Origin of the sequence: Methylophilus sp., assembly GCF_008015755.1 — a bacterium.
Lineage (GTDB): Bacteria > Pseudomonadota > Gammaproteobacteria > Burkholderiales > Methylophilaceae > Methylophilus.
Map to the genome: position 1 here is coordinate 21,176 of NZ_SSGF01000011.1, position 21,196 is coordinate 42,371.

At 47.3% G+C, this 21,196-nt stretch carries 18 protein-coding genes; 14 read left to right on the top strand and 4 right to left on the bottom strand.

All coding sequences use genetic code 11. From position 1 onward, the window contains the following. Nucleotides 1-10: 10 nt before the first annotated feature. The 3 genes from E6Q52_RS05145 to E6Q52_RS05155 all read left to right on the top strand — a co-directional run bounded on the left by E6Q52_RS05145 (nt 11) and on the right by E6Q52_RS05155 (nt 4,547). Nucleotides 11-595, top strand: a complete 585-nt coding sequence (locus E6Q52_RS05145; protein ID WP_367124886.1) for a methylamine utilization protein — start codon at nt 11-13, stop codon at nt 593-595. Then, nucleotides 592-3,051, top strand: a complete 2,460-nt coding sequence (locus E6Q52_RS05150; RefSeq protein WP_292819291.1) for an EAL domain-containing protein — start codon at nt 592-594, stop codon at nt 3,049-3,051. The genes E6Q52_RS05145 and E6Q52_RS05150 overlap by 4 nt, the downstream gene beginning before the upstream one ends. A 77-nt stretch (nt 3,052-3,128) precedes the next feature. Continuing rightward, nucleotides 3,129-4,547, top strand: a complete 1,419-nt coding sequence (locus E6Q52_RS05155; protein WP_292819294.1) for a diguanylate cyclase — start codon at nt 3,129-3,131, stop codon at nt 4,545-4,547. Nucleotides 4,548-5,208: 661 nt separating this feature from the next. On the opposite strand, the gene E6Q52_RS05160 is transcribed toward E6Q52_RS05155, so the two are convergent. The 3 genes from E6Q52_RS05160 to E6Q52_RS05170 all read right to left on the bottom strand — a co-directional run bounded on the left by E6Q52_RS05160 (nt 5,209) and on the right by E6Q52_RS05170 (nt 8,446). Continuing rightward, nucleotides 5,209-5,634 (bottom strand): hypothetical protein, encoded by a 426-nt coding sequence (locus tag E6Q52_RS05160; RefSeq protein ID WP_292819297.1) that lies wholly within the window; start codon nt 5,632-5,634, stop codon nt 5,209-5,211. Nucleotides 5,635-5,894: 260 nt separating this feature from the next. Then, nucleotides 5,895-6,410, bottom strand: a complete 516-nt coding sequence (locus tag E6Q52_RS05165; RefSeq protein ID WP_292819300.1) for an FxDxF family PEP-CTERM protein — start codon at nt 6,408-6,410, stop codon at nt 5,895-5,897. Nucleotides 6,411-6,646: 236 nt separating this feature from the next. After that, on the bottom strand, nt 6,647-8,446 hold the full coding sequence (locus tag E6Q52_RS05170) for a PQQ-binding-like beta-propeller repeat protein (protein WP_292819302.1): 1,800 nt from the start codon (nt 8,444-8,446) through the stop codon (nt 6,647-6,649). Between the two features lie 187 nt (nt 8,447-8,633). Here E6Q52_RS05170 and E6Q52_RS05175 point away from each other — a divergent pair, with 187 nt between their 5' ends. The 11 genes from E6Q52_RS05175 to E6Q52_RS05225 are packed head-to-tail and all read left to right on the top strand — an operon-like array spanning nt 8,634 to nt 20,285. Then, the gene (locus E6Q52_RS05175) at nt 8,634-9,683 is read left to right on the top strand and encodes a cyclopropane-fatty-acyl-phospholipid synthase family protein (protein ID WP_292819305.1); all 1,050 of its coding nucleotides are present in this window, start codon (nt 8,634-8,636) and stop codon (nt 9,681-9,683) included. A 1-nt stretch (nt 9,684) separates the two neighbouring features. Continuing rightward, nucleotides 9,685-10,218 (top strand): DUF2878 domain-containing protein, encoded by a 534-nt coding sequence (locus E6Q52_RS05180; protein ID WP_292819308.1) that lies wholly within the window; start codon nt 9,685-9,687, stop codon nt 10,216-10,218. Continuing rightward, nucleotides 10,218-10,994 carry a DUF1295 domain-containing protein gene (locus E6Q52_RS05185; protein ID WP_292819493.1) on the top strand — a complete coding sequence of 259 codons (777 nt, stop codon included), beginning with the start codon at nt 10,218-10,220 and terminating at the stop codon, nt 10,992-10,994. The genes E6Q52_RS05180 and E6Q52_RS05185 overlap by 1 nt, the downstream gene beginning before the upstream one ends. Next, nucleotides 10,987-11,622, top strand: a complete 636-nt coding sequence (locus E6Q52_RS05190) for a DUF6134 family protein (protein ID WP_292819311.1) — start codon at nt 10,987-10,989, stop codon at nt 11,620-11,622. Before E6Q52_RS05185 ends, E6Q52_RS05190 begins: the two co-directional genes overlap by 8 nt. 35 nt (nt 11,623-11,657) lie before the next feature. Beyond that, entirely contained in the window at nt 11,658-12,167 is a 510-nt protein-coding gene (locus E6Q52_RS05195; protein WP_292819314.1) for a lipocalin family protein, read from the top strand. Between the two features lie 60 nt (nt 12,168-12,227). Continuing rightward, on the top strand, nt 12,228-13,169 hold the full coding sequence (locus E6Q52_RS05200; RefSeq protein WP_292819317.1) for an acyl-CoA desaturase: 942 nt from the start codon (nt 12,228-12,230) through the stop codon (nt 13,167-13,169). A gap of 6 nt (nt 13,170-13,175) precedes the next feature. Continuing rightward, complete coding sequence (locus E6Q52_RS05205) at nt 13,176-14,429, top strand: NAD(P)/FAD-dependent oxidoreductase (protein WP_292819319.1); 1,254 nt, start codon at nt 13,176-13,178, stop codon at nt 14,427-14,429. Further along, complete coding sequence (locus tag E6Q52_RS05210) at nt 14,426-15,199, top strand: DUF1365 domain-containing protein (RefSeq protein ID WP_292819322.1); 774 nt, start codon at nt 14,426-14,428, stop codon at nt 15,197-15,199. Before E6Q52_RS05205 ends, E6Q52_RS05210 begins: the two co-directional genes overlap by 4 nt. A gap of 2 nt (nt 15,200-15,201) precedes the next feature. Continuing rightward, nucleotides 15,202-16,488 (top strand): cyclopropane-fatty-acyl-phospholipid synthase family protein, encoded by a 1,287-nt coding sequence (locus tag E6Q52_RS05215; RefSeq protein WP_292819325.1) that lies wholly within the window; start codon nt 15,202-15,204, stop codon nt 16,486-16,488. 51 nt (nt 16,489-16,539) lie between these two features. Continuing rightward, a complete protein-coding gene (gene mnmC, locus E6Q52_RS05220; protein WP_292819328.1) occupies nt 16,540-18,510 on the top strand; it encodes a bifunctional tRNA (5-methylaminomethyl-2-thiouridine)(34)-methyltransferase MnmD/FAD-dependent 5-carboxymethylaminomethyl-2-thiouridine(34) oxidoreductase MnmC in 1,971 nt (656 codons plus the stop codon). Further along, nucleotides 18,507-20,285, top strand: coding sequence for a tetratricopeptide repeat protein (locus E6Q52_RS05225; protein WP_292819331.1), 1,779 nt, complete (start codon nt 18,507-18,509; stop codon nt 20,283-20,285). The genes mnmC and E6Q52_RS05225 overlap by 4 nt, the downstream gene beginning before the upstream one ends. Here E6Q52_RS05225 and E6Q52_RS05230 read toward each other — a convergent pair. Continuing rightward, complete coding sequence (locus E6Q52_RS05230) at nt 20,282-21,193, bottom strand: DMT family transporter (protein WP_292819334.1); 912 nt, start codon at nt 21,191-21,193, stop codon at nt 20,282-20,284. The two genes, E6Q52_RS05225 and E6Q52_RS05230, sit on opposite strands and share 4 nt — an antisense overlap. Between the last annotated feature and the right edge of the window lie 3 nt (nt 21,194-21,196).

Below are 21,196 nucleotides of genomic sequence, written 5' to 3' on the forward strand. Positions count from 1 at the left end.
GGGAGTTCAATTGAAAAAAATATCAGCAATTTTTGCAATCATCCTGTTTGGTATTCAAGCCTTTTTAAGGGCCGAGGCTGCTGAGTTGGTGTTTGAAGTCAAAGATGCTTCTGGTAAACCCTTGCCTGAAACTGTAATTGCCATTTTTGATGGTAAAGCGCCTGCTGAAACCACATCAGGGACTGCAAAAATCATTCAAAAGAACAAACAATTCAACCCCGGTGTTGCGGTCGTTCAAACAGGTGCCGCAATCAATTTTCCGAATGAAGACTCAGTACGTCACCACGTCTATTCTTTTTCACCCGCTAAAAAATTTGAAATAAAACTCTACAGCGGTGTTGCCACTAATCCTATCGTGTTTGATAAAGCTGGGGTCGTCAGTTTAGGCTGTAATATTCATGACTCGATGGTTGGATTTATCTATGTGGTAGATACACCTTATTTCGCCAAAACTGATGCCAATGGCAAAGCTGTCATCAATGTGCCTGCAGGAAACCTTGTTTACCAAGTTTGGCCAGCAGGAAGATTGAAGTTTGCGATTGAACAAAACCTAAAGGTCGATTCAAGCGAGGTCGTTAAGGTCAATTTGCCATGAAAAACATAAGTAAATGGTTGGATTTTAGACACATTCGCACGCGCTTGACGGTGGTGATTTTGAGCTTGGTGGCGGTGCAACAGATTGCCAGTTTGGTGCCACTGAAAATCAGTATTAATCAACACTCATATAAAATTGCTGAGAATCAGCTCGCCGTTGGCGAGCGTGTCTATGAGAACCTACTTCAACAGAACTCTTCCGCGTATCAACAATCTGCAAAAGTGCTGGCTTCTGATTACGCCTTTAGAGAGGCTGTTGCAACCAACGATATCGGCACCATTCAATCCGCACTCTTAAGTTATCAAGAAAGAATTCATGCCGAGGTGGCCTACTATGTTAGTGATGATGGCGGTACGCTAGCCCACACAGCTACCACTAAAGAAGCCTCGCAAAAAATAAACTTGGATCTAGTGCGCGAGCAATATACTTCTGGAAAGTTACGTTTCGATATCATTGACGGAAAACCCTTTCAGCTGATTGCTGTGCCAGTCAAAGCCCCCATTGTCATCGGGTGGATTGTGTTGGGGTTCCAGCTTGATCAGTCAGTTGCTAATCAAATAAAACAGCTAACTAATTTGGACGTTACTTTTGTTCAGAAAACTTCTTCAAATGACTGGAAAATTGTTGGTGGGACACTTTCAGCTGACGGTGCGCACGAGCTGGTCGACTCCATGAATCCGATGGTCTCTGAACAAGACGCTATTCATCAGAAGACCATAGAGAACGACTCCTTTCACATCAAACTCAGAAAGCTTTATGAGGATAAAAAGGGTGAGCAGTTATTTGTGGTTTTGCAAGAGTCAGTGACTAAATATGTTCAAGAGCTGAATACTTTATTTTTAACACTCCTTGTTTTAACGCTGGCGGGTATATCTTTGCTCGCTTCTGTAATTTGGGTGACCACCAAAAAAATGGTGAAACCGATTAGCGAGCTCACTGAAAACGTGACTGAAATGACCAAGGGTAATTACAGTCAAGAATTGACGATTGATCGACGAGATGAGCTTGGTCAGTTAGGCAGGCTTTTTAATGAGATGCGGGAAGCTATTCAAGAGCGCACTAATCGAATTCATAGGCTGGCATTTCATGATGAGTTAACCGGGCTCTATAACAGCCTTTCGTTTATGCAGGGTGTCAATGCTGCAATCCATTCTCATGCGCCATTAAATCATGCGTTCTCCATCGTTGTGTTAAACGTTAATCGATTCAAGCCAGTCAATAACTTATTGGGTAGAGATTTTGGTGACGATTTACTCAGACACGTGGGTCAAGTATTGAAGGAAAATATTTTCTCACCTTCGGATATTGTCGCGAGGTTAGATGCGGATGAGTTCGCAGTGCTTCTCCAGCATTCCGGCGAGGAGAAAGCGAGTGCATTTGTTGCGAATGTGTTGAAAATATTTCACGAGCCTGTGTTTGTCCAAGACCAGCCGATCGATGTCAGAACTGGTATCGGTGTGGCTGTTTATCCTAGCCATGGACTGGATGAAGAGTCACTATTAAATCATGCAGAGACTGCTCAGCTAGAGTCAAAATCTAAGAAGCTTGATTTTGTCGTTTACGATCAATCTTTAGAGGTCGATGAGTCAGAAAATCTGACCATGATTACAGACTTAAAAGAAGCAATTGCAAAAAATCAATTGTTGTTGTTTATACAGCCGAAAATTGATATCGTCACCGGTGAAGCGATTGGTGGAGAGGCGCTGATTCGTTGGAAACACCCGGTGAAAGGCATGGTTTTTCCGGATCAATTTATTCCTTTTGCTGAGCAAACTGGCGTCATTAGTGACATCACTAATTGGATGCTGGTCAGGGCATGCCAGGTGCTCCATGAGTACAAGCAGAGGGGGATTAAAATCTCCATTGCCGTTAACCTGTCGACCAGAGATTTGAACAACTTTCAACTACCGCATCAGTTGTCTTTGTTGCTGTCCAAATATCATCTCGATGCCAAAAGCTTAAAACTGGAAATTACCGAGGGAAGTTTGATGCAAGATCCTGAACGTGCACAAGCGGTTGTCAGGAAACTTGCTGATATGGGTTTCCATTTGGCTATTGATGATTTTGGTACGGGTTATTCATCCTTGGCTTACTTGCGACAATTGCCTGTGCAAGAGCTAAAAATTGACCGATCATTTGTGATGTTTATGGATAAGAACAGTGGCGATGCCAGCATCGTAAAGTCTACCATTGACCTGGCTCACAACCTCGGCTTGCGGGTGGTAGCTGAGGGCATCGAAAATCAAGATGTGCTTACACATCTTGGACTGCTGGGGTGTGACGAGGGCCAAGGTTATTTTATCGGTAAGCCGCTGTCTGAGGACGATTTTTCATTATGGCTTAGTGATTGGCATACTAAGCATAGTGCCACCGCTGCAACCTATGACCTACCGCCAACTCATCTTAGTCACCTTGGTAAACAATTCGCTAATTTTTCACACTCGAAACCTAATTAACCTAAATAATCATCACACAGTTTGATAAATCAGCCACTATCAGCGAGCCCCGCATTATCTGTTTGATTAAAAGCCAAATGAAACCCACGTTTTACCAAAACAGAGTACTTTACGTTCTGATCACTGTTCTGATTTCAGTACAAATTGGCGCTTTTATTATTCAAGTGGTCAATCATAGACGTATTTCAGAGCAGACGCTGAGCCATGAACTGAGAGTTGGCCATAGCGTAGTCCAACAAATTCTGTCTTATCGGAATTTACAACTACTCCAAGTCGCTGAATTGTTATCTAAAGATTATGGTTTTTTAGAAGCATTTGCGACTGCACACCAGGATCAAGAAACGATAGAGTCTGTGCTTGAAAATCACCGTTTCAGGGCTGGTGCAGGCTTGATACTGCTCTCTAGTCTGGATCATAAATTGATTGCAAAAAGTCCTGGAAATTTGCTGTTACCGGGCGGTAAAGATCTCACTGATTTACTATGCGTCCCAAAAGATGTTCAAGCATTACAATTTTCATCACTAGAATTGCAAAATACGTCAAAAAAGAATTGGCGACTTTTTCACATCGCACACTCTAAACTGAGCGCCCCGACACATATTGCTAACTTAACGGTTGGTTATGAAGTCGATAATCTATTTTTGCAACATTTGCGAGAGATGACTAATCTTGAATTAATAGTCATCTCAAAAATCGATAACAAATGGGTGCTAAATGCCAGCACAGTGCCTGAGGTGAGCCTTGAAGAGCTGATATCCGTCACTCAAACAACTGATAAGCAGGATTTTAAAAAAATTCATCAAGGCGATGCAGAGCTATTGATACTTCCAAGTCAGATATTTAGCGCTAAAAACCAGTCTGCCTATTTAGTGATCGCAAAACCCACAGCACGTAGTTTGGCGCCATTTAAAAATATTGAGCGCGTACTTTATTATTTACTGTCAGTGAGTATTTTTGTTTCGGTTGCTACGATTTATTTTGTCACAAAACGATTTGTTGAGCCCCTTAGCAGAGAAGTCCATACTGACAATCTTACGGATATAGGTAACAGAAGGCTATTTAATTTAGTGATGGATCGTGCAATAAGAAATTTTAAAACCTACAAAACGCCATTTCTTTTAATTCTGCTCGACTTGAATAAATTTAAGGAGATTAATGATCAGCATGGTCATGATGCTGGCGATCTGGTTCTTCAGCAAGTTGCTAGCAGAATTAAACGCTCTGTTAGAGCAAGCGATACCGTTGCTAGATTAGGTGGTGACGAATACGCAGTCGTTCTAGAAAATTGTCATCTAGAGGGTGCAATAAAAATTGTTGATGCAATCAGGGACGCAATTAAGCAACCGATTACCCATCAATCCCTTCAGGTATCTGTGAACGCCAGTATTGGGGTAACTAATGCTCATAAAGATGATAGCGTTGATACAATGATAAAACGTGCCGATGAGGCCATGTATGCTGCAAAAACGACCTCTGTCAAATATTCAATAAAATGAGTTCAATAGGGATGTTTCAAAACTGAACTTCATTTGCCCGGTTTTTTTTAATTTCCCAAAATTATTGGCTGATAATACGGTAATCGCGACTGAGATCGATGGTAGTTATATTGGCTTGGCTTAGCGTGGAAGTTGGTAGGGCGATTAGTCCCTAATAGATTCGTATTGGTAATGCTTTATTCATAACTTATTAGCTCAGCAATAACGCCTTTGCAACATCTTTGCTGAGTAGAATTGATATTTATCAAATCTTCAAACATAGTTGCTCCAAAAAAGTGATTTGAGAGACAACATTAAAAAGCCGTGGAACTACGTAGTTCAATGATATGATTAATTTCGCATAATGTATATTATGTTAACTTTTTGAGAAAATTAAAGGCCAGTTGCGGATCAATTTCAGACAGTATCGAACGTAACGTTTTGGCGTTTCTGAAGTTCGACAAATAGCGGCAAACAGCCGCTATTTTTATTTGTGACACACCTAACTCAGCAAGTCTCAATTTTTCCTTTTGTACCTTCCTGTAATACATCATGCGTTTCGCTGGACTTTGTCCCTGAACCCTAATCACCCAATAGAGACTTCTAAGGTCTGATGACCACTCAGGTAAATCCACATATTTACAATCATCCCAACCCATAAAATAAAAAACTTAAAGCTATTTTAAGCTCTCAATGCAGCAGCCAATTTTTTAGGTAGTTTGTAACTAACTTCCCAAAGTCTTAGTGATTGCTCAAGCTCCTGAATCTGTGCGGCAATAGACCGCATTTCTTTAGGGGTGTATTGGTGATTTAAAAGTAATTTGGTATGTTTTTTAGATATAGATAAACCTGTTGCAATATCCGAAGGCTTAGATTTAACTAAAGAAGGCAAGCCTGATTTAGGCCTTGAATCTTGCCAGTAAGCATGAACAATATTATTTCTTTCACCGGAAAGACGCTGTGAAGCGGCAATTATCTTATTGAGTTCAAGGTCAGTCTTAATAAGATAAGACTTAATCATATCAAGCCAAGCTAAAACACCTAGACCTTTTGCCAGTATTAAAGCTTTACGCAGATCGACTTCAAGAACTGAAGCTAAAACTAACATTGTTTGTATTTCAAATGAAGTCCATTACGCAGCTACCTGCCCGATTGCCTGCAAATGGCCTGGCTTTAAAATTAGTTGTACAGATGTTTTTCTTTGTCTAGCCATATCACCTCCAATAAATTTTGCAGCTTAAAGTGTATTTCATAAGAACGGTTGTAAAACGTCCGTAATATAAATCTAGTGAAAGCTAGAGCCGCAGTCGGAAATAGGCAATAAAAAAGGGCTCATTAAGAGCCCTTTTTAAACAGCAAATAATCGAATTATTTTGCTTTGCGACGGCTTACAAAGCCCATCAAACCCAAGCCTGCTAACATCAATGCATATGAATCAGCTTCTGGTACGGCTGTAACTGGATTGATGTTGAAGCTAACATTGAAGTCACCACCCAAAGAACCAGCTAATTTACCAGTGGCAGACAGGAAGTAAGTACCGGCAGCGACGTTAGTCAATGAAGTAACTTCATTACCAATAGAATCGAAGAAACCGAATTTCAGGAATGTTACATCATACTGCGCGTTGTTACCGGAAGTGATTTCAGTGATGCTATATGAAAAATCAGAAATCTGAGTCAGGTTGATTTCATAAGAGTCTTCAAAATATGAACCTTTAACGTTTGCAGGGCCACTGGTTTTAACATAGTCTGCATCAGCAATCGCACGAATGAAATCAATGCTTTGGCTGGTAGTGAATGGACCAAAATCTTGTGCTTGTACTGCAGAAACAGATGCGATACCAAATACGCCGGCTACCGCAACTTTTTTCAGGGTTTGAAACATGGTTACTTCTCCAAAGATAAATATTAACTACTAAACTTTAATCATTATTTGTGACAATCGTTAGATAAACAATAGTACTAACGGGCTAGTCGACAAGTTATTTTTTATTCTTAAAAAACTGCAAATTCAAAATCGATCATATTTTAACTGTTTTAGCGAGTGCGTGTAAACCTAACAATTTGTTTTTTCAACAAAAAATGATCATTCCCAGGCTGATGCATGTATCGCTATCAATCTTATTGATTGGTATTTTTAGCTAATTTAAATGTCAAAATACGATCCCCTTGTTTGAAACCAAACAGTGAATTGCCACCACTCACCACGGCGATGAATTGCTCGCCATTGATTTGATAGGTGATGGGAGGCGCATTGACGCCGTATTCAGATTGAAACTGCCATACGGGTTTGCCTGTTTTGCTGTCGTAGGCAACAAACTTGCCATCCCCTTCCCCGCAAAAAAGCAGCCCTCCCGCGGTGGCGAGCACGCCACCAACGAGCGGCTGGCTGGTTTTGTGCTGCCAGGCAATTTTTCCAGAAGCCAGGTCAATCGCACTTAACAAGCCCCAGCGTGCATCATTGGTAGGTTCACTGGCTGCGTAACGAATGGGTTTTTCACCCGGGCTGACTTCTGTTTCATGCACGGTGTATTTAATGGGGCTATGAATGGCCGCCACATAGGCCGTTTGCTGTGCCTGATTGAGGCTGACGGGGGACCAGTTAGCGCCTCCCAATATGCCAGGATAAACAACCGTGCCCTCTGCGCTTGGTTTTTTAAATAAATTATGTTGTGGCACAAATGGTTCGGACTTGGTAATAAATTGTCCGGTTTGGCGGTCATGAATGTAGAACCAGCCGGTTTTGCTAGCCTGCCCCACGGCGGCTATTTTTTTGCCTTGGTATTGATAGTCAAACAATACGGGCGGGCTTGCCAGATCATAGCCCCACAAATCATGCGGAACTTGCTGGTAGTGCCATTTGTACTTGCCAGTCTCGGTATCTAGCGCCACCAGGGAAACGGTATACAGATTGTCACCAGGTCTGGAGACATCATTCATTTGCGGCGATGGATTGCCAGTGCCAAAGTACAGCGTATGGGTGCTGGTATCAATTGCAGGCGTGCTCCAGGCAGAGCCACCGCCAAAACGGGCAGCGTCTGGGTAGACTTTGACCGCCGCTTGTTCTGCGGCAATGTCACGATCGAACTGATTGCCATCGGCTGTTTTGGTGGTGAACTGCCCTTCCCAGCCGTGTTCTGGAATCGTATCAAACTGCCAGACTTGATGCCCATCATTGACGTCAAATGCTGCCAGAAACCCTGGGCGGCCATAGCGCCCCGTCACACCTATCACAGCACCCAGTGGTGCATCGCTGCGCGGATTATCAATATGCAGACCATAACCAACGCCAGTAATGCCGATGATCACCTTGTGATTGTAAACAACTGGCGCCATGGCAATGCCGACGCCGGTGCCACCAGTCACTTTGCGCGTTTTGTTTGGATCACTGCCGCTGAGGGTATCCTGATGCTCGGTATTCACCTGATTACCCGCGACATCAATATCCCACAGTTTTTGGCCGCTTTGTGCATCCAGTGCAATTAAGCGGGCATCGACTGTGCCCATAAACACTTTGCCCTCGGCGACAGCAACCCCGCGGTTAGCCGGGCCGCAACACATCGGCCAATCCGCTTTGCGAACATGCGTATATTTCCAAAGTTGTTTGCCAGTCGCGGCATCCAGGGCTAACACATGATTAAACGGTAGGCTGACATACATGACGCCGTTGACGACAATCGGCGTCGCTTGAAAGGTGGCTTTGACACCCGTTTCAGCGGTCCAAGCGGATTGCAGTTGGGCTATATTTTTGAGGTTGATCTGAGATAAATCTGAAAAGCGCTGCGCAGCCATGTTCAAGCCATAGCTTGGCCAGTCAGCCTTGGCGCTTTGTGGATGATCAGGATGGCTGATCTGTGTGCAGCCTGCGATCAAGGTGCTGGTTAACACGCACCCAAAAAACTGTTTAAAGAATGTGAGCATGCGATGATCTCAAAGTTTTTTAAAAGGGACTATACAGGTTAGTATACACCCAAATTTAAACTTGTACTTGAGGCATGCCTCCTGTGATTGACAAAGTGTTGGCATAAAAATAAATATTGATATGAAACTAAAGCGGCCGACAAATAGACATATACTGAAATAATTAATTGCCGCATAAAACATCATCATGACAACTTTAACGACCTTTGCCCTTGAACTTGCAGAAAAAGGATGGCTACCAGACGCGCTGATCCGACACGGGATACGCAAATTATGTGCAGATCGCTTACGTGAAATTGCAGCAGAGGATGCTGAGACTGCACAATTTTCGCTGATGCAGTTTGTGCAGTCGATGGCGCAGTCCGATATTGCGCCTTTGCCTGAGAAAGCTAATGCTCAACACTATGAAGTGCCTGCCGCTTTTTACCAGTATTGTTTGGGGATACATCGTAAATACAGTAGCTGCTACTGGACAGCTGATACTCATACACTAGACGATGCCGAGCAACTAGCGCTGGCCCAAACCAGTGCGCACGCGCGATTGCAAGATGGTCAGCATGTGCTTGAATTGGGCTGTGGCTGGGGGTCTTTGACTTTGTGGATGGCGAGCCATTATCCGCGTTCGCGCATCACGGCCGTGTCAAATTCCGCCTCACAACGGACCTACATTATGGAACAGCTCCGCTCGCGAGGCCTGACCAATGTCAATGTTATTACAGCAGATATGAATGTGTTTGATACCACGCAACAATTTGACCGCATTGTCTCGGTAGAAATGTTCGAACACATGCGTAACTATCAAGTGTTGTATGCGAAAGTCGCAAGCTGGCTCAAGCCTGATGGGTTATTTTTCAAGCATATTTTTGTACATCGTAATGCAGCGTATCCGTTTGATGTGAAAGCAGAAGATGACTGGATGAGCCAGTATTTTTTTAGTGGCGGCATGATGCCAAGTGATGATTTACCGCTTTATTTTCAGGACGATTTAAAACTGATTGATAAATGGCGTTGGGATGGTCGTCACTACGAAAAAACAGCCAATGCCTGGCTCGCCAATATGGACAAAAATCATGCAGCGCTGACGCCTGTATTGCAATCGATCTATGGCCAGGCCGATGCAGAAATGTGGCGACAGCGTTGGCGTCTGTTTTTTATGGCGTGCGCCGAGTTGTTTGGTGAAAATCAAGGTCAAACCTGGTGGGTCAGCCATTATTTGTTTGCCAAAAGAAATACTTAACATGAGCACTAGCCGTTTAATGCTACTAAACGTGATCGCATTCCAGCTGTTGTGGTGGCTCTGTGTACTATCGCCAGCGCATGGATGGGAAGTATTGGTGTTATTCGTTACCCTGCTGTATACCTGGGCCCATTTGCGTTGGGTCGAATCGAGTCAACAGCTCTGGCCATTGTTACTAACTGCTGTCGTTGGTTGCCTGTTGGATCAATATTTGTTCAGGATGGATTGGGTCAAGTTTCCTCACCAACAGGACATGCTGGCATATATCCCGCTATGGATGATGGCCTTGTGGCTGGGATTTGCGACCACTTTAAACTTGAGTATGCATTGGCTGCAACACAGGCTTTTGCTGGCAACCTTGTTAGGCGCCATTTTTGGCCCAATTGCTTATTTGGGGGCGGAAAAAATGGGGGCTGTGGTGTTGACGCAATTGCCCACGAGCTTGGTATTGGTCGCTGTTGAATGGGCAATCGCCCTGCCGCTGTTGCTCTATATTCGTCGCAGGTTTAATCAACAGATGGGGAGTCGTCGGTGATGATCTACAGTTATGCGCTGATCGCCATTCTTGTATTTGCAGTAAGCGGATGGATATTAAGCTTTGCGACACGGCATTACAGCCATGTCGACAGTATGTGGAGCCTGTTTATGGCGATCACCGGTTGTGTGACTGCGATGTTTGTCACAGACTTGTCATTGCGCGCCCTGCTGGTGCTGGCCGCTGTGACTTTATGGGCATTGCGGCTGAGTCTATTTCTCACCTGGCGCAACTGGGGCAAAGAAGATCACCGCTATGAAACCATACGCCAAAATAACGAGCCGCATTTCTGGTTCAAAAGCCTTTACATTATTTTCGCTTTTCAGGCGATCTTGGCCTGGCTCATTTCGTATCCCATTTATAGCGCTGTGAGTAGTCAGGCAACGCTGCAATGGCTGGACTATGCCGGTCTGGCCATTTTTCTGGTCGGGCTTTACTGGGAAGTGGTGGCAGACTGGCAATTGATGCGGTTTCGTGCACAGCCCGATCATCAAAATGCGGTGTTAAATACCGGCTTGTGGCGATATAGCCGACATCCTAACTACTTTGGCGAAGCGCTGATCTGGTGGGGATTTGCCTTAATGGCTGCGGCGGATGGCGATGTGTTTATCTGGTTTTCGCCGGTTGTCATGACCTTTTTGCTGCTCAAATTTAGTGGTGTGTCTTTAATGGAACAGACCATTCATCATCGCAGGCCAGGTTACAGCGAGTATGTCGCGACCACCAACGCTTTTATTCCAGGCCTGCCAAAAGGAAAGCAGCCTGATCATGGTTAAGACTATCAAAATAAGCACTGCCCTGCTCTGTTGTCTATTGAATAGCCACAATCTGCAGGCCAAAGACTGGTCGTTCGAGGTCTGGCTAGATAAGCAGAATATCGGCACACACGGCTTCAGCCTGGAGCAGAACAAGCTGCTCAGTCGTGCTGATTTTAAAGTGAAAGTGTTGTTTATTAATGCCTATCGCTACCAGCATCAAGCCGATGAAACCTGGCAGGGGCAATGTTTGAGTCAGCTCAGCGCACGTACGACAGAAAACAAAGTGCTTACAGAAGTCAAAGGTCAGCTGCAAGGTGGGCAGTTCGTGGTTGAAAGCAACGGGCGCAAGCAAACCTTACCTGCGTGTGTGATGACATTTGCTTATTGGAACCCGGAAATCCTCAAGCAAACGCGATTGCTCAATCCACAAAATGCGGAATATCTGGATGTGACCGTGACCGATCAAGGCCTCAAGGATATTGTGGTCAAGGGGCAAACCGTGAGCGCACATCAATATTATTTGCTAGGCAAATTTGAGAACAAAGAAAAGTTAAAAATTACGTTGTGGTACGACCAGCAACAACAATGGGTTGCACTCGAATCGATCACGCCTGAAGGCTACAAAATAGTATATAAACTTATTTAATCAATATGATGAAAAATTTTATTAAAGTGATTTGTATGACAATACTTTCCGTGCTAACTGGCTGCCAAAGCCTGCCCCCGATTCAAACGGTGCCACAAGTCGACCTGCCGCGTTTTATGGGGCAATGGTATGTGATTGCTGCGATTCCGACGTTCATCGAAAAAGCCCCTTATAATCCGATTGAGGAATACAAAGCAAATACCGATGGCAGCATTGCCACGACTTTCAGCTTTCATCAGGGCGGTTTTAATGGACCATTCAAGATTTATCAGCCGACTGGCTTTGTCGTGCCAGACTCTGGCAATGCGGAATGGAAAATGCAGTTTGTCTGGCCATTTAAATCAGAGTACCTGATTGTTTACCTCAGTGACGATTACCAGCATACGATTATTGCTAGAAACAAGCGTGATTACGTCTGGCTAATGTCACGCTCGCCGAACATGGATACGCAGACCTATAACGACTTGGTCGCAAAGATTAAGGCGATGGGCTATGACATCAGTAAACTGCGTGTTTTTCCGCATGATCACGCGAATAAAAAATAAAGTGATTACCACTGTCACAACACGCATTAATAGCAAGACACTTTGGAGAGAGGGTGTAGTATGCAGCAAAAAACACAGCGCCTGCTTTGGCGGCTTATTGGCTGGCTAGATAACCAGCGCTATCAGCCGCCACAACATGCCAGTGCCGAGAGCATAGACTGGTGGCGGGTGTTACCTTTCGTTGCGCTACACATAGCGCTTATCGCCTTGTTTTGGGTGGGCTGGAGCCCAGTTGCGGTCATCTGTGCAATAGTGATGTACGTATTACGCATGTTTGCCATCACTGGTTTTTATCATCGTTATTTTGCCCACAAAACGTTTCAAACCTCACGCCCTGCACAGTTTGTATTTGCCTTAATAGGCGCCGCGGCGGTACAACGCGGCCCATTGTGGTGGGCTGCACATCATCGCACCCACCATGTGCATGCAGATCAGCCTCAGGACATTCACTCACCGCATCAGCACGGTTTTTTATGGAGTCATCTTGGCTGGTTTTTGAGTCACGCCAATTTTAAAACGCAGCTCGATCGCGTGCGAGAGCTGACGCGCTACAAAGAACTTTGCTGGCTGGACCGTTTTGATAGTCTAGTCCCATTCGCCTTCGCTTGTGGTTTGTTTGGCTTGGGTGAGATATTGCGCGTTTACATGCCTGAATGGCATACCAATGGCTGGCAACTGCTGGTTTGGGGCTTCGTGGTGTCAACCATTGCTTTGTATCACGCCACCTTCTGCGTCAACTCGCTGGCGCATGTCTGGGGAAGCCGCCGCTATGCCACACGTGACCACAGCCGCAATAACTTATTGATTGCGATCCTGACTCTAGGTGAAGGCTGGCACAATAATCATCATCATTTTCCCGGCTCGGCTAAACAAGGGTTTTATTGGTGGGAGCTGGACTTTACCTACTACGGCTTGAAACTGCTGGAGGCGACTGGCTTGATCTGGAACTTAAAACAAGTGCCATTGGCCGTGCGCAATCAGCACGTGCAAGAAAGGCTGTAAGGCATCATGGGGTTAAATATCGCCATTATCGGCGGCGGGATCGCTGGCAATACGCTTGCGTACTCACTACACCGCCAACACCAGATCACCCTGTTTGAAGCTAACGATTATATCGGTGGTCATACGCATACCCATCAGGTGACAATCGGCAGCCAAACCCATGCCGTAGACACCGGTTTTATTGTGTTTAACGATAAAACCTATCCTGAGTTTGAACGCATATTGCGCGAAACAGGCGTGGCCTGGCGCGATAGCGAAATGAGCTTTAGTGTGCGCAACGAAGACACCGGCCTCGAATACAATGGCACTTCGCTCAACAGTTTATTCGCGCAGCGGCGCAATTTGCTGTCGCCTGCGTTTTACCGCATGGTGCGTGATATTTTGCGTTTTAATAAAGAATGTCTGTCACTGCTGGCACCAGGCGCTGAGATTCCTCTCGGTGATTACCTGCAGCAACAGAGCTATTCAAAACAGTTTATTCGCGATTACATTATCCCCATGGGCGCGGCGATCTGGTCTACCGATGCCGATCAAATGCTGCAGTTTCCTGCACGCTTTTTTGTGCGGTTTTTTCACCATCATGGCATGCTCACCATCGATCAGCGCCCCCAATGGCGGACTATCGTTGGCGGGTCTGCCGCTTACCTGCAAAAAGTGACCGCAGGCTACCGTGACAATATTCGATTAAACGCCTCGGTCATCGCAGTCAAGCGCCATGCTCAAGGTGTGACCTTAACCACGCAAGACGGCGCAAGCAGCACCTTTGATTATGTGTTTTTTGCTTGCCATAGCGACGAAGCGCTTAAGATTCTGGGCGCCGAGGCGACTGCGGCGGAAACTGAAATATTAGGTGCAATCCCCTATCAGGATAATACGGTGTATTTGCACACCGATCGCACGCTGATGCCCAAACGTCAATTGGCCTGGGCGGCCTGGAACTACCATGTCACCGCACAGCCCAGCGATAAAGTACAGGTCACCTACAATATGAATATCCTGCAAGGCATCCGCTCTGCAGAGCCGCTGTTGGTGACCTTGAATTATACCGATGCGATTGACCCAGCCAAGATCATCAAAAAACTGTCTTACCGGCATCCGCTCTACACGTCTGCGGGCGCTAACGCGCAGACTAGGCACGCGGACATCAGCGGCCATCACCGCACCGGTTATGCCGGTGCTTACTGGCGAAACGGCTTTCATGAGGATGGCGTTGTCAGTGCGCTGGCTGCCATCTCACATTTCAATGCGGCGATGCTATGACCATATCGCAACCTCGATTGCAAAGTGCCATTTATACCGGCTGGGTCAGTCATCAGCGCTTGCAGCCTAAACTGCATGGCTTTAAATACCGCTTGTTCATGCTTTATCTCGATCTCGAAGAGTTGCCAAGTTTATTTAAAAACAATCGCTTATGGTCTTATCTTAAACCAAATCTTGCCTATTTCCGACGCGAGGACTATCTGGGGCCTGCCGATCAGCCGCTAGAAGTCTGTGTGCGCGATTTGGTCGAGCAACAGACCGGTTCACGCCCGTTGGGCCGGATAGGCCTGCTGACGCATTGCCGCTACTGGGGCATGTGTTTCAATCCGGTGAGTTTTTACTACTGCCATGACCAATCCGGCAAGTTACAGGCGATTGTTAGCCACATTACTAATACGCCATGGAAAGAAAAGTTTGCCTATGTGCATGCCGTGAAAGATGACACTGCGCTGCTGTTCAAATTACAAAAAGACTTTCATGTGTCGCCCTTTATGCCCATGGATATCGAATACCAATGGCAATTTTCGTTGCCAGCGGACACATTAAGCGTGCACATGCAAAACTGGCAACAGTCGCAAGCCATGTTTTACGCCACGCTCAAGCTAGAACGCCAACCCTGGCAAGCCAATACACTCAACCACCTGTTACTAAGTTATCCATGGATGACCACCAAGGTCGTGGTGGCCATTTATTGGCAAGCCCTGCGTTTGTGGCTCAAAAAAATTCCTTTTTATTCTCATCCTGACCAGCATTCGCGTTTCGGAGATTGAACATGTCGTCCAGCCCTTCATCGTCACCTCTGGTGGTCGATACACTCACAAAACCACTCAAAGCCAAGAGCCGCGCAAAATGGGTCGCGACACTCGCTAAATCGCAGGTGTTAAAACGGCTATCTAAGCTAGCGGTAGGGCAATTAACCATAGTCGATGGACCTGACAAATATGTGTTTGGGAAGTTAGTGTCGCAAGCACCAACTGCAACCATAACAGTGACTGATCCACGTTTTTATGGCGAAATTGCCTTTGGTGGCAGCATCGGCGCGGGTGAGGCATATATGCTGGGATACTGGCAGGCAGACACGCTCACCGATGTGGTTCGTTTAATGGTGCTGAATCAGTCTGTGATGGACACGCTGGAGGGGGGCTATGCCTGGTTGAGCAAGCCGTTACTCAAAATGCTGCATTGGCTAAACAGTAACAGTGAAGCTGGCAGCCAGAAAAATATTGCTGCGCATTATGATCTGGGCAATGATTTGTTCCAGTTGTTTTTGGATCCGACCATGATGTACTCCTCTGCCATATTTGATGAGGATACCACCAGCCTGCAAGCCGCCTCTGAGCGCAAATTACAGGTCATCTGCGACAAGTTGCAACTGACACCAGCGGACCATGTGATTGAAATTGGCACCGGCTGGGGCGGCTTTGCGATGTATGCTGCCAAGCACTACGGCTGTCGCGTGACCACCACCACGATCTCAGAGCAACAATACCGTTTAGCCAAAGAGCGGATCGCAGCCGCAGGGCTGCAAGAACAAATTACGCTGCTCAAACAGGATTACCGTCATTTGGATGGCCAATACGATAAGCTGGTCTCGATTGAGATGATTGAGGCGGTGGGTTACCAGTATTACGACGTTTACTTTAATAAAGTGAGCCAACTGCTCAAACCTGATGGCGTTGCCTTGATTCAGGCCATTACGATTGCAGACCAGCGCTACGACAGCGCTATTCGCTCGGTTGATTTTATTCAGCGCTATATTTTTCCAGGTTCTAATATTCCTTCAAATACCGCGATGCTCACCAGCATGACCCGCGCCTCTGATCTGCGCCTGGTGGATTTACAGGATATTGGTTTGCACTATGCCACCACCTTGCGTGACTGGCGGACGAACTTTTTTGACCAGATCGAGGCAGTCAAAAAACTAGGCTACAGCGAAGCCTTTATCCGCATGTGGGACTTTTACTTGAGCTATTGTGAAGGTGGTTTTGCCGAGTGTGCGTTAGGCGATGTGCATCTGCTGCTGGCTAAACCCGGATACCGTGCCTTGCGTCGCCTGTAAACGCGGCGCCTGTAAATACGGTGCGCGAGCAAGCATGGTAAACTGAGCGGCATGAGTACGCACGCAGTTTTAGAGTGGCGCAATGGCCTGCCCTACTCCACCCAGTTCGATGATGTTTATTTTTCAGTCAACCCGGATTATCCGCAGCATGGGCTGGCTGAAACACGTCATGTTTTTTTGCAGCATAATCATTTGCAGACAAGGTGGCAGCAATTACCTGCCGACAAACCCAGCCACTTTGTGATTGTTGAAACCGGTTTTGGCAGCGGCCTGAATTTTCTCGCCGCCTTGCAATTGTGGCAGCAAACCGCACCGCCAACTGCGCATTTGCACTTTGTGAGTATAGAAATTGCGCCGTTTACGCTGCAAGACCTGCAAATGGCGCATGCGCACTTTCCTGAGCTCGCCACTATTAGCCAAGCCCTCTGTGCGCAATACCATTTGTTGCAACCTGGGATTAATCAGCTACATTTTCCATCATTTTCAGCCAGCTTGACGCTGCATATCGGGGATAGCCAACAGATTTTTCCGCACCTAACCCTTCAAGCCGATGCCTGGTTTTTAGATGGATTTGCGCCGTCAAAAAATCCACAAATGTGGCAAGCTGATCTATTCGAATGCATGGCCAGAAGTACGCATGCAGGCACTACATTTGCCACCTTTACCAGCGCAGGCCTGGTGAAACGCGGGCTGCAAGCAGTAGGCTTTGAGGTTAAAAAAACACCTGGCTTTGGCAAAAAACGTGACATGTTATGCGGCACGTGGCCTGTATCCGAACAGTTGTCGCCTTCGCCAGCATTGCCTAAAGTCGCGATTGTTGGGGCAGGCATTGCAGGCTGTAGTACCGCCTGGCAGTTAGCCGAATTAGGCTGCGAGGTACATGTGTTTGAACGTGCGGCACAGATTGCCAATGGCGCCTCGGGCAATCCAAGAGGCATGCTCTACCCTAGGTTAAATGCCGAAAAACCACAAAATGATCAATTGGCGTGGCGCAGCTATAGTTTTACTGTACGCCACTATGCCAGCCTAAATTTGGGCGAGCATGCTTTTCAAATCTGTGGATTGCTCCAACTGGGCAGCAGTCCGCGTGAACATAAGCGGGTAAACAAAGTTGCCAGACGATATTCACACCTAGGCTTGTTACAACCTTTGGATGCAAACCAGGCCAGTAACATTGCGGGCGTGACCCTAGCATATGAGTCTCTTTATTTTCAGCATGGTGCCTGGGTAAACCCGGCCGTGGCCTGTGCACACATGCTAAACCATCCCAAAATTAAGCTGCATACACAGCAAGACATCCAGCAACTATCACCCTACCAGCGTGGCTGGCGGTTGGTCAGCCATACGGGTGAACTGGATGATGAGTTTGATGCGGTGATTGTCTGCAATGCGGCAGAGGCCGCCAAGCTACTACCTGAGAGCGGCATGTGGCTCAATCCGGTGCGTGGCCAGATGGGCATGATCGCCAGTCAGCCCTCTATGCAGTCACTTAAAGTGATCCTATGCGGCGACGGCTATTTAACCCCCTTGTTTGAGGGCCAGCATGCCATGGGGGCGACGTTTGCGCCAGGCGATAGCAGTACAGACGTGCGCGAACAGGATAACGTCAGTAATTTAGAGATGGTGAACAAGTTAAGTCCACAGTTTGATCAGCTCCATACGGCAGTCGTGACTGATGCACGCGCCTCGTCCAGGTGTGGTTCGCCAGACTATTTGCCGTATGTCGGGCCTGTGTTGTCGACATCTATGTTAAATGCTCAGAACACCCCTATCCACGATTTCAGCGATTTACCTCCGCCACAAGGCTTATATGTGCATGTGGCGCATGGCAGCAAAGGCCTGATGACCGCGCCTTATTGCGCGGCGATCTTGGCCAGGCGCTTGTTAAGCGACTTTGGCACCCACTTGCCGCAACTGACAGAAGACCGTTTCTGGGCCGGATTGCACCCGCAACGGCTGTTGTTTAAGCAACTGGGCTGGAAGTCATTGCTGAATCCTTTTACCGATCAGGCCTCAGCATGAGTGACCTTATTCAACAATTAAAGCAGCAATTGGCGCGCTCGCCACAAGACCCTGAGTTGTATTACGAGTTGGGGCGGCAGTACCTGCGGCTTAAGCAAGCTGACCCTGCTGAACAGGCGTTTATGCAATCGCTGAACTTAGCACCAGATCATCCGCAAATATTGATGCAGCTAGGCAATGTGGCCAGTTTGCGGGCTGATGAGTCAGGTGCTGCGCAGTATTTCAGATTGTCGTTGGCACAAGACCCCAATCAGGCCGATGTACATTTCAACCTGGCTAATAGCCTGCGTCAGTTGGGTGACAATGCGACTGCCATCAAACATTATCAGCAGTCGCTACAACTTGCGCCGCAAGATGCCGAGTGCCATAACAATTTAGGGAATGCCTACCGTGAGCAAGGCCAATTAGACTTGGCAGTCGGTGCGTATGCACGGGCGATCAAGCTTGATCCGCAACTGTTACATGCCAAAGTGCACTGGATTCATCAAAAGCAGCACATGGCTGACTGGCAGGGGCTGGATGCAGCGATTACTGAGGTGCGCCAGGCGCTTAAACAGCATCCACAGGCGCTGATTCCGCCGTTTGCTTTTTTAGCGATGCCGGGCACTGATGCTCACGAGCAACTAGCTTGCGCCAGTGCCTGGGCGCAACAGCGTTACGGGCATATTCCAGGATTGCCTGCGCGTGCGCCCAAGCCAGGCAATGAGCGCATCAAACTGGCTTACGTCTCTTCAGATTTCCGGCGGCATCCATTGGCTTATCTGGTCACTGATGTGATCGCGGCACACGACAGGCAAGAATTTGAGGTGTTTTTATACAGCAACGCAAGAGATGACCTGTCTGCCGAGCGGCAAGCATTTGTGGCAGCGGCTGACCACTGGGTAGATATTTTCAGCATGACAGACGCCGAGGTCGCCATGCAGATGCGCGCAGCGGGGATCGATATTCTGGTGGATTTAACCGGCTATACACAACACAGTCGCAGCGGAATCACCGCCTATCGCCCTGCCCGCAGCCACATCAACTGGTTGGGCTATCCTGGCAGTATGGGCAAGGTCAATGGTCGCCCTTTATTCGATGCCATCATTGTCGATGCGACGTTAAGCCAGGTGGCGGTGAACGAGCAGACGATTGTCTTGCCTTGCTACCAACCTAACAATGCACAACGCCCTGCTGCTCTGGCCGGCACACGCACGCAGCACGGCCTGCCTGAGCAGGATTTTGTGTTTTGCTGCCTAAACCAGAGTTTTAAAATTACGCCTGAGATATTTGGCAGTTGGATGCGCATTCTGCAACAAGTGCCAGGCAGCGTGTTGTGGCTATTACAGTGCAATCAATGGGCCACCCAAAACCTGCAACAACAAGCGCTAGCGGCAGGCATTGCGATTGATCGATTAGTATTTGCCCCACGCACCACTATTGCCGAGCATATCACCCGGCAGCAGCACGCTGACCTGATGCTGGATACCTCACCTTATAATGCGCACACCACTGCCAGTGACGCTTTATGGCAAGGGGTGCCCTTGCTCACGGTGGCTGGTGACACTTTCCCGGCCCGTGTCAGCGCCAGTTTGCTCAAGCATATTGGGTTGGATGACTGCATTTGTGCCGATTGGACGACGCTAGAACAACGCGCCATTCACCTGGCAAAAGATAAACAAGCGCTCGCATCACTGAAGGCTGCCGTTAAAGCGCAGGCCAACGCGCTGTTTAAACCAGAGGTGTTTTGCCGCCTGCTGGAACAGGCTTACCAGCAGCAGTTATCTTTAGCTTAGTCAGACTCGCCAACACTGACGGATAATACGCCCGCGGCAATAATGCAACAGCCGCCTATTAACTCCATCATCGACATGGTTTCGTGCACCAGAAAATAGGCTGCCACAGCGGCGACAATCAGCTCAGTCATGAACAGGACTGAGGCCTGAATTGCCGGGATTTTAGTCACGCCATATTGCACGAGCAAAGTGGCTGAAATCAACAACAAGGCAATGATCAATAAAGTGATGTTTACTTGTGAGGTCAGGGTGGCCGCTGAGATAAATGCAAAGCCAGCCAGGCCTGACTGCCAGAATAAGACCACAATAGATAAGCCAAAGACGCCTAGCCATACCAGCATGCCTTTGGCTGCCACTGTTAAATGCGTTGAAAAGCGGGTGATGACATTGGTTAAAGAGAATCCGATACCAGCAGATAAGGCCAGCCAGTCCGAGGTCGATTGCGGCCAAGGCCAGATCAGTTGACCGTCAGTCAGCATTAAAACTGCACCCAGCAACGATAATGCAATCGCCAGCAACTGTGGTTTGTGCCAGGGCTCATGCAACCAGACTCTTGCCAGCAACAAGGTCCATAGTGGTGATAGGTAAAATAGCAGCATGACGCGCATGACTTCGCCATCAATCACCGCCAGCACGTAGGCCAGGTTGGTCCAGCCAGCCACTAGGCTCAGCCAATAGGCGGACGCTGGCACTTGCAGTACATACTTAAATCGCCGCCAGAACAGCACGCTGCCTATCAACAGCGCGAGGATATAGCTTAATAAGCTCGATTGCACGCCAGACAGGCCGATGTCATTGAGCAAACGGTAGGGATACCAGATCACGCCCCAGCATAATGCACCGTAAATCAATGCCACTGAGGCCGTATATTTTTGCCCAGAAGCTTTTTGTTTATGTGACAGGCTCACTTA

What these genes read in the sequence shown, in the direction of transcription:
- E6Q52_RS05150 (WP_292819291.1), top strand. Translation starts at nt 592, where the DNA reads ATGAAAAACATAAGTAAATGGTTGGATTTTAGACACATTCGCACGCGC.
- E6Q52_RS05155 (WP_292819294.1), top strand. Translation starts at nt 3,129, where the DNA reads ATGAAACCCACGTTTTACCAAAACAGAGTACTTTACGTTCTGATCACT.
- E6Q52_RS05160 (WP_292819297.1), bottom strand. Translation starts at nt 5,634, where the DNA reads ATGTTAGTTTTAGCTTCAGTTCTTGAAGTCGATCTGCGTAAAGCTTTA.
- E6Q52_RS05165 (WP_292819300.1), bottom strand. Translation starts at nt 6,410, where the DNA reads ATGTTTCAAACCCTGAAAAAAGTTGCGGTAGCCGGCGTATTTGGTATC.
- E6Q52_RS05170 (WP_292819302.1), bottom strand. Translation starts at nt 8,446, where the DNA reads ATGCTCACATTCTTTAAACAGTTTTTTGGGTGCGTGTTAACCAGCACC.
- E6Q52_RS05175 (WP_292819305.1), top strand. Translation starts at nt 8,634, where the DNA reads ATGACAACTTTAACGACCTTTGCCCTTGAACTTGCAGAAAAAGGATGG.
- E6Q52_RS05180 (WP_292819308.1), top strand. Translation starts at nt 9,685, where the DNA reads ATGAGCACTAGCCGTTTAATGCTACTAAACGTGATCGCATTCCAGCTG.
- E6Q52_RS05185 (WP_292819493.1), top strand. Translation starts at nt 10,218, where the DNA reads ATGATCTACAGTTATGCGCTGATCGCCATTCTTGTATTTGCAGTAAGC.
- E6Q52_RS05190 (WP_292819311.1), top strand. Translation starts at nt 10,987, where the DNA reads ATGGTTAAGACTATCAAAATAAGCACTGCCCTGCTCTGTTGTCTATTG.
- E6Q52_RS05195 (WP_292819314.1), top strand. Translation starts at nt 11,658, where the DNA reads ATGACAATACTTTCCGTGCTAACTGGCTGCCAAAGCCTGCCCCCGATT.
- E6Q52_RS05200 (WP_292819317.1), top strand. Translation starts at nt 12,228, where the DNA reads ATGCAGCAAAAAACACAGCGCCTGCTTTGGCGGCTTATTGGCTGGCTA.
- E6Q52_RS05205 (WP_292819319.1), top strand. Translation starts at nt 13,176, where the DNA reads ATGGGGTTAAATATCGCCATTATCGGCGGCGGGATCGCTGGCAATACG.
- E6Q52_RS05210 (WP_292819322.1), top strand. Translation starts at nt 14,426, where the DNA reads ATGACCATATCGCAACCTCGATTGCAAAGTGCCATTTATACCGGCTGG.
- E6Q52_RS05215 (WP_292819325.1), top strand. Translation starts at nt 15,202, where the DNA reads ATGTCGTCCAGCCCTTCATCGTCACCTCTGGTGGTCGATACACTCACA.
- mnmC (WP_292819328.1), top strand. Translation starts at nt 16,540, where the DNA reads ATGAGTACGCACGCAGTTTTAGAGTGGCGCAATGGCCTGCCCTACTCC.
- E6Q52_RS05225 (WP_292819331.1), top strand. Translation starts at nt 18,507, where the DNA reads ATGAGTGACCTTATTCAACAATTAAAGCAGCAATTGGCGCGCTCGCCA.